Here is a 12,550-nt window from a genome sequence, read left to right on the forward strand (position 1 = left end):
GCTCAGACTGGATCCGGCTGCCGCCGAAGCCGCGCCACCAGCGTGGCGGCGAGCATCGCCGTCGTCATTTCCAGTCCGATGACCACCAGCAGGCGGGCAGCCCCGGACGTGTCAGGGACGTACGACGACGGTCCCCCGCCATGCGCGTGTCCGGCACCTGCCATACCCAGCAGCAATGCCGCGTGCAAAGCGGCCATCAGCACGGCGGTGACGGTCACCTGATGGAGCGCACCCACCCGGCTGTGCCGCCACACGTGCACGGTGCAGGGGACGCAGACTGCCGCCATCGCCACCATCAGGACGCCAAGCCACACACCATGATGGCCGGCAGCCGCCAGCCACACATGCACCAGGCAGGAGACAGCGGTGGCCACGGCGCACACGCGGGGATGCAGGACGGGCCCGCAGGCGCGGACCCGTTCCGCCGTCGTCGTCATGTCCCGGATCCGGCTGCCGGTACTAGTGGCAGGAGCCACCGCTGTCGCCCCCGCTGTGGCAGGACCCTGAGGCCGGCTTGTTCGGGTTGGCCGGCACGTCCAGGACGGGGCTGCGGTCAAAGAAGCCTTCGGGGCGGAGCTTAAAGCCCACGGTGTCCACGGGCATGATGGGCCAGTCCTCGACGCGCGGGAAGTGGGTCAGGCCGAAGGTATGCCACACCACGATGTCCTGGCCGTCGATGTCACGGTCCTGCGCAACATACGCGGGCAAACCTGCGCCGCCTGCATGCTGGTTCACGAAGTCGCCCGTGGGGTACCGCTCATCCTCGGCGTAGCGGGTGACCCAGAGATCCTTGGTGGCGAAGGCGGCACGCGCGGCAATGGAGGACCCGGGGTCGGCCAGCAGGGTGGGCTGGTTCTCGGAGTGGAGTTTGTAGCCCACGGGCTCACCCAGCCGGTTGCGGGACTCCGGATTGGAGATGATCCAGGTCCGGCCGGCGCGGGCGTCGGCTTCCCGGACAGCCTCGGACTCGCGGGCCAGCACGGTGCGCTTGCGGGAGAACGCATTGCCGCGTTCGTTGCCCGGGCCCATGGCCTGGCGGACCACGTCCTCCTCCTCCACCCGGTTGGTGAAGCCGTCGATGGCCATGTCCAGGCGGGCGCTGAACAGGTGCTGGTGGAAGGGGGCGCCGAGGCCGGGTGCCAGCTGTGAGATGTTGTCCGAGCCGCCCTCGGGAAAGGCGGATGTGAAGACGATGCCGGTGGCCTTGGCCTCGAATTCGATGGTGCCGTCCAGGTAGAGGTACCAGTAGAAGCCGTAGTCGTAGTTGCCGATGGTGGTGAAGAAGGAGATCACCAGGCGGCGGTTGCGGCGGGTGTAGTTGACGCCGGACCACAGGTCGGAGTGCTTCGACAGGATGCCCCAGTCCTCCTCGTGCATGCAGATGCCGTTGCGGATCTCGCGCGGGTTGCCGAAGGCGTCGCTGATCACCGGGCTGAGGTACGTGATGTCGCCCAGGCAGTCACAGCCCAGCTCCAGGGAGTTCGCGTACTGGCCCACCAGGTATTCGCCCGTGTCGAAGTAGTTCTGCCAGGACCGGATGGGCGAGGGGTCCCCGTAGGGAACCACCATTTCCGCAATGGAGGCGCGGTTGATGATGGGGCGCTTCTTGTCGCCGTCCCGGAAGGCGAGGTTGTGCAGGACCACGCCTTCCCGGACGTCGAAGCCCACATCCACGCTCCACTTTTCCCACTCCACGTGGTTGCCGCCCGAAACCGTGAAGCTGGGGCCTTCCGGCTGGGTGATGCTGATGGGCTTCTGCGTGGTGCGGAGCGGGCCGGTCAGTTCAGGATCCGTGTAGTTGCCGTGCTCGGACGGCACCGGCATGGGGCCGAGGTCCAGCACCTGGGTGATCTCCTTGTTGACCACGTCAACGTAGGCCACGAGCCCGTCCACGGGATGGGCCCAGGCGCTGTCCTCCGGGAATTCCTGGACAAACGCGAGGCCGCGCAGGATCCGGCGGCCCTTTTCCTCGGTGTACTCGAACGAGCCGGCGGAGAGCGGGGCAACCCGGACTTTGTTGACGTCCAGGTTCCGGTCCGCCAGCGCTTTGAGCCAGCGCTCATCTTCGGCCAGGAGCGCCTCGACGACTTCGAACTCCTCCTCCAGGACCGGGAGTTCTCCGGTCACCGCCGTGTCAAGCACGACGGCGGACACCACCTTGTGCTGCGTCAAAGAGACGACGACGTCGCTCGGGGCACCGCCCGAGACGTCGTGGATGAAGATGCGGAAGCGCCGGTCAGTTTGTGCCGCGGCTCCCCGGGGTGGTTCCACCAGTCCCAGGTAGGCGATGCGGTGGTGCGTCTCGAGGTGGCCTTCAGACTGCAGGATGGACCGGACCTCGGAAATTTCGTCGCCGGTGGCCAGTTGGAAGGCTGATATGGCGTGGGTTGGAGCAAGCGTCATGGGGAACCTTTGTCCTGACCCTTTCGGGTCTGCGGATTTATTTTCTATAGTTGTAGAGAATAAACGTCCGTAACATGGCTCACAAGAGTCTGAGCGAAAAATTTTCTGGGGAGTGGCCGCGGTGCCGAAGATAGTTGACCATGACGAGCGGCGCCTGGAACTGGTGGACGCCACCTGGCGCATCATTGCCCGGCAGGGCCTGGAGGGCGCCACGATGCGGGAGATCGCCATGGAAGCGGGCTTTGCAAACGGAGCGCTCAAGCCCTACTTCCCCACCAAGGACACGCTCCTGGAATTCGCGTTCGGCCATGTCTTCAACCGCACCAACCAGCGGATCGCGGACGTCACCCGGGGCAAGTCAGGGTTGGCCGCCCTGCGGGCCTTCTGCCGCGAAGTGCTCCCGCTCGACGAGGAGCGCATCAACGAGGCGCGGATCGTCATCCCGTTCTGGCAGAAGGCGGTCAACGACCCCCAGAAGGCTGACATCCATCAGCAGTCCATGAGCGAGTGGCTGGCCACTATCCGGCGCTACCTGGCAGAGGCGAGGGACAGCGGAGACGTCCGGGCCGCCGTCGATGATTCCGTCCTGGCGGGCCAGCTCCTGAACATGCTGCTCGGCGCGCAGATTGCCGCAGCACTCGGCAACGGCACACCCAATCCCGGGCTCGAGGAGCAGCTCGAGGGATTCTTGGCCCTGCTATGACCATCCCGCCCGTCATCGACACCCCGGACATCCTGGTGGACCTCGACATCCTGGACCGGAACATTACAAGGATGGCTGAAACCGTCCGGGCAAAAGGCCTCACCCTTCGCCCGCACGCCAAAACGCACAAGATCCCGGAGATCGCCGCCCGCCAATTGGCAGCTGGGGCCGCCGGACTCACGGTGGCAACCATCGGCGAGGCTGAAGTCTTCGCAGCGGCAGGGGTTACCGACCTCTTCATCGCCTACCCCTTGTGGGTCTCGCCGGGGAAGGCCGAACGACTCCGGCGCCTGGCGGACACAGTGACGGTCGCCATCGGCGTGGACTCGGCGGAAGGCGCAGCAATGCTCGGCGCGGGGCTCGGCCCGGCAGCCCGAAGCGTCAGCGTGCTGGTTGAAATCGACAGCGGCCATCACCGCAGCGGTGTCCACCCGCAGGCGGCGGCGGACGTGGCAAAAGCAGCGTCCGACGCCGGCCTTGAAGTCGCGGGAGTGTTCACCTTCCCCGGGCACAGCTACGCGCCCGGCATGCCGGTGGAAGCAGCGGCACAGGAGCAGGAGGCGCTCAGGCAGGCTTCGGGTGCGCTGGCCGCCGCCGGACACAACGCAACCGTGCGAAGCGGTGGATCCACGCCCACTGCACTGCTGACCGAAAGCTCGGTGGCAACGGAGGTGCGCCCGGGCGTCTACGTGTTCGGCGACGCCCAGCAGCTTGAGCTTGGCCGGTGCGGTGTGGAGGACATCGCGCTGACGGTGGCGGCGACGGTGGTGAGCCACCATGCAAGCACGCCCGGTACCCCGGAACGCTTCATCATCGATGCCGGGAGCAAGATCCTGGGCAGCGACCGGCCGGCCTGGGCCACCGGATATGGCCGCCTGATCGATCATCCGGAGGCCCGGATCACCGCCCTCTCGGAGCACCATGCCACGGTCGAGTGGCACGGCCCGGGAAACAGGCCGGCCCTGGGCGACCGGCTGCGGGTCATCCCGAACCACGTCTGCCTGGCCATCAACCTCGTGGATAACGTCGCCGTCACCAGCGGCGGGCAGCTCGTGGACCGGTGGACGGTGGCGGCCCGCGGCAGGAACGCGTAGTACTTCCACTCTTTTTTCGCCAACCGTTGAAAAAAGATCCTGCGGACCGTAACCTGATGGGACTGTGTTGCAGGACACAGCTCCCGGGGAACATCAGATGGCCAGCCGTCGTCAGGAACATCCATGCCAGCACCAGCCCGGCCTGCGGTACATTCCGCCAGCCAAAGCCTTACGTCCAGCGTTGCCACGTCCTTTGACCACTGGAAGCACCTGGTGGCCGAGTCCTTCGTACCCCTCGCGGCACGGACGGCAGACGTGGACGGGTTCCGCGGACAGCTGCGCGCAAGGGTGCTGGACCGCATGTCCATCGTCGAAGTCACGGCCACCTCGCACGAGGTCCACCGCACCCCGGCCCTGATCGCCCAGGCCCATGAGCGCTACTTCAAGCTCAACCTGCAGCTGGAGGGCACCGGGCTGCTCATCCAGGACAACCGCGAGGCCGTCCTCCGGCCCGGCGACCTGGCCATCTACGACACCAACAGGCCCTACACCCTGACGTTCGCGGAGCAGGCGCGGATGATGGTGGTGATGTTCCCCTGCGACGCACTGTCCCTGCCCACCGACTTCGTGGGCCAGCTCGCTGCCGTGAGGATGGCCGGCAGCACCGGCCTCAGCGGAATTGTGGGACAGTTCATCCGCCAGCTGTCCGAGAATCTGGACGTCCTGGACGGCCCCAGCGGTTCGCGGCTGGCAGCCAACGCCCTGGACCTGGTGTCCACCATGCTGCACGCCGAAATGGACATGACGCCGGACCGGATGAAGCCGCAGGCACTCCTGGCAGTTTCCGTCCGTGAATACATCGAGGCCAACCTGGCCGATCCCCTGCTGTCCCCCGCCAGCATCGCCGCCGCGCACTTCATCTCGACGCGCCACCTGCACAACGTGTTCCACGAGTCCGGGACAACGGTGGCCAGCTGGATCCGGAGCCAGCGGCTGGAGGGGGCCCGCCGCGACCTGCGCGACCCCCTGCACGCCGCACAGTCCGTGGGTGCCGTCGCAGCCCGCTGGGGTTTCCTGGACGCCGCACATTTCAGCCGCACGTTCCGCGATGCCTTCGGCGTCTCCCCAAGCGACTGGCGCCGGGGCGCTTAGCACTCCTAGATGAGCCCCTGGGCCAGCATGGCGTCCGCCACCTTCACGAAGCCGCCGATGTTGGCGCCGAGGACGTAGTTGCCGGGGTCGCCGTACTCGTCAGCTGTGGACGCGCACCGGTGATGGATTCCCACCATGATCTCCGTCAGCCGTTCTTCGGTGTGCTCAAAGGACCAGGAGTCCCGGCTGGCGTTCTGCTGCATCTCCAAGGCGGACGTTGCAACGCCGCCCGCGTTGGCTGCCTTGCCGGGACCGAAGAGCACGCCCGCCTTCTGGAACACCGCGACGGCGTCACGGGTGGACGGCATGTTGGCGCCCTCGCCCACTGCAAGGAGCCCGCCGCGCACCAGCCTGGCGGCAGCACCGCCGTCGAGCTCGTTCTGCGTGGCGCACGGCAGTGCCACCGACGCGTCAACGTCCCACACGGAACCGCCCTCCACGTAGGAGACGCCGGCCCGGCGGGCAGCGTATTCCTTGAGCCGGGCGCGCTCCACCTCCTTAACCTGGCGCAGGAGCCCGACGTCGATGCCCGCCTCATCCACGATGTAGCCGGAGGAGTCGGAGCAGGCCACCACGGTGGCGCCGAGGGCCTGGGCCTTGGCGATGGCGTTGATGGCGACGTTGCCGGAGCCTGAGACCACCACGCGCTTGCCGTCAAAGGACGTTCCGCGGGTCTTCAGCATTTCCTGCGTAAAGATGACGGTCCCGAAGCCGGTGGCTTCGGGCCTGACGAGCGAGCCGCCCCACGAGATGCCCTTGCCGGTCAGCACGCCGGATTCGTACCGGTTGGTGATGCGCTTGTACTGGCCGAAGAGGTACCCGATTTCGCGTCCGCCCACGCCGATGTCCCCCGCCGGAACGTCGGTGTACTCGCCGATGTGCCGGTACAGCTCCGTCATGAAGGACTGGCAGAAACGCATGACTTCGGCATCGCTGCGGCCGCGCGGATCAAAGTCGGAGCCGCCCTTGCCGCCGCCGATGGGCATGCCGGTGAGGGCATTTTTGAAAATTTGCTCGAAACCAAGGAACTTGACGATTCCCAAATAGACGGACGGGTGGAACCGCAGGCCTCCCTTGTACGGGCCCAGCGCCGAATTGAATTCCACCCGGAAGCCGCGGTTGATCTGCACCCGCCCGGTGTCATCCGTCCACGGCACGCGGAAGATGATCTGGCGCTCGGGCTCGCAGAGCCGCTCCAGGATGGCGGCTTCGAGGAATTCGGGGTGCCTGTCGTGGACGGGGCCGAGGCTTTCGAAGACTTCGACCACCGCCTGGTGGAACTCCGCTTCGCCGGGGTTCCGTGCCAGGACCGTATCCCTGATGGCCTCGAGCCGTGAATCCATGGTTTTCCTCACCTCTGCGTGAAACAGGAACGGTACGTTTTGTTGAACCGCTCGAAACTTGACCCTTCAAGCTATCGGATTAAGACCGGAGACCAGTAGGCGGAGCGCTATTTGTCCCTTATTCTCCGTATTGCGACAGTTCTCTTCCGCACAGTGAAAGGAAGGTGCACGAGGATGTGCATCCGGAAGGCCCTCTGATGGCCTACATCTGCCTGCTGCTTTCGGGGGCAGCCCTGCTCCTCAACGGACTCGCCACGCTGGGCCTCCTCCCCCGTCGCGACGCAGCCGTGGCCAGCCTTGCCATCGGGACCGTTCAACTGGCGCTCGGCGTCGTATTTTTGCCAGGCGCGGCGGTGCTCGAACAGGCAGGGCCGCTGTTGACTGCTGCAGGGATGTTCCTGTTCGGCCTGACATACGTGTACGTGGGGCTGGACACCCTGCTGGACCTTGGCTCGAAGGGCCTGGGGTGGTTCTGCGGCATGGTGGGCGTCGTCGGCCTGCTGCTCGCCGCCGCCTGGGCTGGACCGGACCCGCTGCTGGCCGTCCTGTGGCTGGCCTGGTCTGCGCTGTGGGCGTTGTTTTTCGCATCAATGGCGCTGGGCCTCACACGCCTGGACCCGTTCATCGGCTGGGCGCTGGTGCTGACCAGCCAGACGACTGCCACACTTCCGGCTTTCCTCGGGCTGGCCGGCAACTGGCCACGCGGGCAGGCAGCTGCCTGGACGGCGGCAGCAGTCCTGGCCGCACTGTTTGTTGTGGCACGAGTGCTGGCCCGGCGCGGAGCCGCTCCACGCCGGGCCAGTGCCGGACATCCCGTGCAGCCCCCGGAAAGGCTGAGCTCTACCTGACCGGATGCCCCAGGCTTGCAGCCTTCTGCCGGCGCTGCACCTGGGCTTCCACCAGCACCCCGGCCGCAAAAACAAGGGGAACAGCCACCAGAAGGGCGGTTGCCGTCTCTGCGCTGCCGCCGATCAATGCCGTGAAGTTGCTGACCACCAGGAACAGGATCCATCCCAGCAGCAGCGCCGCGAGCGTCGGGGCAACCAGCGTCTGCCAGAGCTGGGCACCGGCGCGTTCACGGCGGAAGAAGCCGACGACGGCGGTCGAGCAGAGCATGTACAGCACCAGGAGTGCCGCTACTGCCAGTCCGCTGAACCAGGAGAAGAGTGTCAGGACGGGATCCAGCGCCAGGATGGCGAACGGCGCCACCAGGACGACGGCGGTGGCGGTCTGGATCCAGGCAGCCACGGCCGGTGCGCGGTGCCGGTTGGTCCGGGCCACGATGGCGGGCATGGAACCGCGCAGGGCAAGGGAGTGCAGGTAGCGGTTGATGCCGTTGTGGAAGGCGATGATTCCGGCGAGCAGCGAGGTGACCAGCAGGACGCCGGTGACCACGCCGGCCCACGGACCGAAAAGCTCCACCATGGGCCCCAGGACGAAGATGGTGGCATCGCCTGATTCGAGGGCGGCGCCTGCCGCGTCCATGACCCGGGACGGGCCGTAGTAGCTGACCAGCATCCAGGAGATGAACGAGAAGAAGACCGCGATGACGCCCACGGACAGGTAGGTTGCCCGGGCCACGGTGCGGTGCGGGTCCTTTGCCTCGGCCGAGTAGATGGCCGTGGATTCAAAGCCGAACATGGAGGCCACGGCGAACATGATGGCCACTCCGGGGGCGCCGGCGGCGATGGCTTCCGGTGAGAAGGAGGCTGCCACACTGATGCCTTCGGGGCCGCCGCCGCTGAACAGGACGGTGAAACCGAACAGCAGCAGCACGGCCACCTCAAGTCCCACCAGCAGGGCCAGGACGCGGGCGCCGAGTTCGATGTTCAGGGACCCGAGCACCTGTACGCCCGCCATGGTGGCCAGGGCCAGGAGCCACCAGGGCACGTCCAGGCCCATTGAGGCGAGCAGGCCGGAGAAGACTGCCCCGTAGAGTCCGTACATGGCAGCCTGGACGGTGTTGTAGGCAAGCAGCGCAAGCCAGGCCGCCCCGGCACCGGTTTTCCTGCCGAAGGCGGCGGTGACGTAGGCGTAAAAGGCGCCGTTGGCCTGGATCCTGCGGCTCATGGCCACGAAGCCCACGGCAAAGATGACGATGACAATGCCGACGATCAGGTAGGCGCCCGGGGCGCCGGCGCCGTTGCCAAGGGCCGCCGCGAGCGGGGAAGCGCCCACAATGCCCGTCAGCGGTGCCTGGGCGGAGAGGACAAAAAAGAGGATGCCCATGACGCCGATGCTCCCGGCGCGGAGGGCTGTGGAATGCTCCCTGGCCGGAGCGTCAGTGGTCCGGGACTCGGAATTCGAAATACTCATTGGATCCTTCTTAACGGTCATGAGTGTGGGGAAATGCTGTGAAATCCAGCTTGGCAGCGGGCGGCCCGACGGCTTTGTCCGCCAGCGATCAGTTCTTGTCCGTCAGCGCAGTGCCGGATGCGGCGGCGGAATGTGCTGCCGCTTCCAGGGCAGCCTCCATGCCACTTTCGATGGCGCCGTCGATGAATCCACCCCAGCCGTTGGCGATGTCCGAGCCGGCGAACAGGATGTTGCCGTGTGGTGCCTGCAGGGCGGCCAGGTGCGCGGAGAGGAAACCGGTGCGGTGCATCGGCCAGGTTTCGCCGGCCAGCGGGTCGGACACCCAGTCATAGGTGGCCACGTCCACCACCTCGGCGCCGGGCACCAGACGGTTAAGGTGCGCCTGGACGGCGGCCGGGTCCGTGGCGTCGATGTTCGAAGCGTCCGGGCCGAAGCCGACGGCGATCGTGTCGCCGTCGAGCGTGTATTCCACCTGGAAGAAGTTCAGCGCCCAGTCGGCCTGTCCCAGCGCGACAAACGGCGCATGCTCACCCCGCAGCCGAATCCAGACCTTGACGCCTTTGGATACCTGCCCGCGCCTGGCTCCGTCCGCCTTGGAGGGCGGCAACGGCGGCTCAAAGGCGATGCCGGGCAGGACGTGGAGCGGGACGGTAACGATGGCGGACCGCGCGGAGATGGTCCTGCCGTCGGAACTGCGGACGGTGACGCTGCCGCCGTCGTCCGAAATTCCAGCCACGGTGAAGCCGTAGTCAATCCCGGCTCCGCTGTCCCGGAAGATGGACTCCGCGAGGGCAGCCGTGCCGCCCTCGATCTTGTAGGTGGCGCAGGCCTCGAAGTTGACCGCCCAGTCGCCGTTGGTCAGCGCTATCCAGCGCAGGGCCTGCGTCAGGGCGGCGTCTTCGAGTGGACCGTTGAAGTTCAGGGCCCAGAATGACTCAAGGATGTCCCTGGATGAACCTGCCGGGAACTGTTCCCTGATGCGGTCCTGGACGGAAATGTGGTCAATCTCCTTGAAAGCGTCCCGGGCCAATGGCCGGAAGGGTTCGGGGAAGTACTCGCGGGAGTCCTTCACCAGTTCATGGTTGTACTTCCCGATCAGCTGCAGGAGGATGCCGGGGGCACCTTCCTGGCGGCCGCCGTCTGCCCACCAGAAGGCGCGCTCCGGCTCCGGACTTGCGACCGTGCCCAGGCCATATCGCTTCAGCTCAGCCCAGACATAGGGCTGCGTCCAGTGGACCCATGTTCCACCGATCTCCAGGTTGCGGCCGAGGCGGTGGTCCAGCCACGTCCTGCCCCCGATCCGGTCGCGCGCCTCGATGATATGGACCGAGAAGCCCTGCCGGGTAAGTTCGCGTGCCGCGGTAAGGCCGGCGAACCCGGCCCCCACCACGATGACGTCCGGCTTTTTTCGGTCAATGTCCTGCTGCTCCATGATCATGGCCCCTAGGAATAGACGAAGAATTCGATGGTGGGTGCCAGCACGGCCCAGCGGGTGCGCACGCCCTTGTTGAATGACGCCGAGCTTCCGGCAGTGAGCTCGTAGGCCTCGCCTCCCTCAACCTCTATGCGGAGGTGCCCAGCGAGGATGTGGATGGTCTCATCGGCCTCCATGATCAGGTCAAAGGGGTCCGGCGCTTCGGACGGGTTGACGTGCCAGTAGCCGCAGGCGAGCGCCTCGCGGCCGCCCTCGCCGAACCGGCGGACCCACTGGACCTGGCCGAGTTCGAAGGGTTCATTCTTGGCCTGATCAAGGGTCGAGGACGTGCTGAAGGCAGGTGCGATGGTCATGAATGGCTCCAAGGGGGGACGGGCGGGATGCGTCGGAAGGAAGTGGTTCATCCGGCTCGGCGTGTGATTGCCGTCACGGATGGTGAATTAATCTAAGCAAGTGCTTAGTTTTAAGTCAATAGCCGCCGTCGGCCGCCACGCAGGTGGCTAGAATCGACGGCATGGCCCCTTCCTCCGCCCCAGCCTCCCCGTCGAAGTACGGCAAAGGCCGCGAAGCGCTGCTTCGGGCCGTTGTGGATGTGGTGGCGCACAAGGGCCTTCGGGGACTCACCTACCGGGCAGTGGCAGAAGCGGCGGGAGTCAACAACACCTTGGTGGCACACCACTTTGGATCACGTGACGCGCTGATCGCGGCCGCCCTGCAGTGGGCTTCCGAACAGTCAATTGCAGCCTCCCGCCTGCGCGATGCGGCGCAGCAGGAGGCAACGTTCACCGAGGCCCTGATGGACCTGCTCCTCACGGACCCCGAGCTGCAGGTATTCCAGTACGAGATGATCCTGGAAGCCAGGCGGCGCCCGGAGCTGGCAGGACCGGTAGCCGCGCTGTACGAGAGTTACGTTGACGCCCTCGCCGCGGGACTTGAGGCTTTTGGAGTCACTGCACATGTCCGCGTCGTCGCCCGCACACTGTTCGCCGCCTTGGACGGGCTGGTGCTGCAGTACCTGGCCGGGGTTTCACGGGAGGAGATTGCGGCGGCCCTCGAGGAGGTGCACCAGGTGGTCATCCTCCGGCGGGATGGTGCAGCCGCTTCCGGCCTCACCTGACCCTTGTCCGGCCCGTCCCCTCGCGGACTGACGGCACTCCGGCTGCTTTAACGCACAGGGCCCCTGCCGCCGCGCAGTTCGCGCGGCCGCAGGGGCCCTTCTGTTGCTGTTCAGTTAAGTCACATGCCTGCTTGCGGCGTGCCGAAGGCTAGCGAAGCACCACGGTCCTGTTGCCCTGCAGGATGACCCTGCCCTCGCAGTGCCAGCGCACCGCGTTGGAAAGGGCCTTGCATTCGGTGTCGCGGCCGGCGGCCACGAGGTCTTCGGGTCCGTAGGTGTGGTCCACTTCCACCACCTGCTGGGCGATGATTGGTCCCTCGTCCAGCTCCGCGTTGACGTAGTGGGCTGTGGCACCGACGGTCTTGACCCCGCGGGCGTAGGCCTGGTGGTACGGCTTGGCGCCCTTGAAGCTGGGCAGGAACGAGTGGTGGATGTTGATGGCGCGGCCGTCCAGCTTCCGGGTCAGCTCGTCGCTGAGCACCTGCATGTAGCGGGCCAGCACCACAAGCTCAACATCCAGTTCGTCCACCAGCTCCAGGAGCCTGGCTTCGGCCTGGGGCTTGGTATCGGCCGTCACCGGGATGTGGTGGAACGGGATACCGTGCCACTCCGCGAGTGCCTGGTGGTCGGTGTGGTTGGACACCACCGCAACCACCTCCATGGGCAGCTCGCCGATCCGGGCACGGAACAGCAGGTCATTGAGGCAGTGGCCGAACTTGGACACCATGATCAGGACCTTGCGCTTGGCTCCCTGGCGTTCCAGTTGCCACCGCATGCCGAACTTTTCAGCTACGGGGGCGAAAGCTGCCCGCAGCGTATCCGCAGTGGAGGCATCGCCGTCGGACGCAAAATGCACGCGCATGAAGAAGTGGCCTTCGGAGCGTTCGCCGAACTGCTTGTTGTCGATGATGTCGCAGCCATGCTCCAGGAGGAAGCTGGAGACCGCATGCACGATGCCGGGCGATTCCGGGCAGTCGAGGGTCAGCACATGTTCCACCGTGGTGGACTGCTGCGGGGCGGGGATGTGGGTTTCAGTAGCGGTCATGG

12 protein-coding genes are annotated in these 12,550 nt (G+C 66.2%); 5 read left to right on the top strand and 7 right to left on the bottom strand.

Annotated elements, in window-relative coordinates:
* Positions 1 to 2: 2 nt before the first annotated feature.
* Together B5520_RS01575 and B5520_RS01580 are read right to left on the bottom strand one after the other, a co-directional pair.
* Entirely contained in the window at positions 3 to 437 is a 435-nt protein-coding gene (locus B5520_RS01575) for a hypothetical protein (RefSeq protein ID WP_079595304.1), read from the bottom strand.
* 22 nt (positions 438 to 459) lie between these two features.
* The gene (locus B5520_RS01580; protein ID WP_079595305.1) at positions 460 to 2,403 is read right to left on the bottom strand and encodes a primary-amine oxidase; all 1,944 of its coding nucleotides are present in this window, start codon (positions 2,401 to 2,403) and stop codon (positions 460 to 462) included.
* Between the two features lie 121 nt (positions 2,404 to 2,524).
* On the opposite strand from B5520_RS01580, the gene B5520_RS01585 reads away from it, so the two are divergent.
* The 3 genes from B5520_RS01585 (at position 2,525) to B5520_RS01595 (ending at position 5,292) form a co-directional block, all read left to right on the top strand.
* The gene (locus B5520_RS01585; RefSeq protein WP_079595862.1) at positions 2,525 to 3,106 is read left to right on the top strand and encodes a TetR/AcrR family transcriptional regulator; all 582 of its coding nucleotides are present in this window, start codon (positions 2,525 to 2,527) and stop codon (positions 3,104 to 3,106) included.
* On the top strand, positions 3,103 to 4,200 hold the full coding sequence (locus B5520_RS01590; RefSeq protein ID WP_079595306.1) for a D-TA family PLP-dependent enzyme: 1,098 nt from the start codon (positions 3,103 to 3,105) through the stop codon (positions 4,198 to 4,200). Before B5520_RS01585 ends, B5520_RS01590 begins: the two co-directional genes overlap by 4 nt.
* A gap of 123 nt (positions 4,201 to 4,323) precedes the next feature.
* Complete coding sequence (locus B5520_RS01595; RefSeq protein WP_079595307.1) at positions 4,324 to 5,292, top strand: AraC-like ligand-binding domain-containing protein; 969 nt, start codon at positions 4,324 to 4,326, stop codon at positions 5,290 to 5,292.
* A 5-nt stretch (positions 5,293 to 5,297) separates the two neighbouring features.
* Here B5520_RS01595 and gdhA read toward each other — a convergent pair whose 3' ends face one another.
* On the bottom strand, positions 5,298 to 6,635 hold the full coding sequence (gene gdhA / locus B5520_RS01600; protein ID WP_079595308.1) for an NADP-specific glutamate dehydrogenase: 1,338 nt from the start codon (positions 6,633 to 6,635) through the stop codon (positions 5,298 to 5,300).
* 197 nt (positions 6,636 to 6,832) lie between these two features.
* Between gdhA and B5520_RS01605 the strand changes: the two genes are divergently transcribed.
* Positions 6,833 to 7,483 carry an AmiS/UreI family transporter gene (locus tag B5520_RS01605; RefSeq protein ID WP_079595309.1) on the top strand — a complete coding sequence of 217 codons (651 nt, stop codon included), beginning with the start codon at positions 6,833 to 6,835 and terminating at the stop codon, positions 7,481 to 7,483.
* On the opposite strand, the gene B5520_RS01610 is transcribed toward B5520_RS01605, so the two are convergent.
* The 3 genes from B5520_RS01610 to B5520_RS01620 form a co-directional block, all read right to left on the bottom strand.
* Positions 7,476 to 8,951 (bottom strand): APC family permease, encoded by a 1,476-nt coding sequence (locus tag B5520_RS01610; protein ID WP_079595310.1) that lies wholly within the window; start codon positions 8,949 to 8,951, stop codon positions 7,476 to 7,478. The two genes, B5520_RS01605 and B5520_RS01610, sit on opposite strands and share 8 nt — an antisense overlap.
* 88 nt (positions 8,952 to 9,039) lie before the next feature.
* Positions 9,040 to 10,389 carry a flavin monoamine oxidase family protein gene (locus tag B5520_RS01615; protein ID WP_254865439.1) on the bottom strand — a complete coding sequence of 450 codons (1,350 nt, stop codon included), beginning with the start codon at positions 10,387 to 10,389 and terminating at the stop codon, positions 9,040 to 9,042.
* A 5-nt stretch (positions 10,390 to 10,394) separates the two neighbouring features.
* A complete protein-coding gene (locus B5520_RS01620) occupies positions 10,395 to 10,739 on the bottom strand; it encodes a cupin domain-containing protein (RefSeq protein ID WP_079595311.1) in 345 nt (114 codons plus the stop codon).
* Positions 10,740 to 10,900: 161 nt separating this feature from the next.
* Here B5520_RS01620 and B5520_RS01625 point away from each other — a divergent pair, with 161 nt between their 5' ends.
* A complete protein-coding gene (locus B5520_RS01625; protein WP_079595312.1) occupies positions 10,901 to 11,503 on the top strand; it encodes a TetR/AcrR family transcriptional regulator in 603 nt (200 codons plus the stop codon).
* Between the two features lie 148 nt (positions 11,504 to 11,651).
* Here the strand turns inward: B5520_RS01625 and purU are convergent, their stop codons facing one another.
* Positions 11,652 to 12,548, bottom strand: coding sequence for a formyltetrahydrofolate deformylase (gene purU / locus B5520_RS01630; RefSeq protein WP_079595313.1), 897 nt, complete (start codon positions 12,546 to 12,548; stop codon positions 11,652 to 11,654).
* Positions 12,549 to 12,550 lie beyond the last annotated feature (2 nt).

Source organism: Arthrobacter sp. P2b (genome assembly GCF_900168295.1).
Classification (GTDB): domain Bacteria; phylum Actinomycetota; class Actinomycetes; order Actinomycetales; family Micrococcaceae; genus Arthrobacter.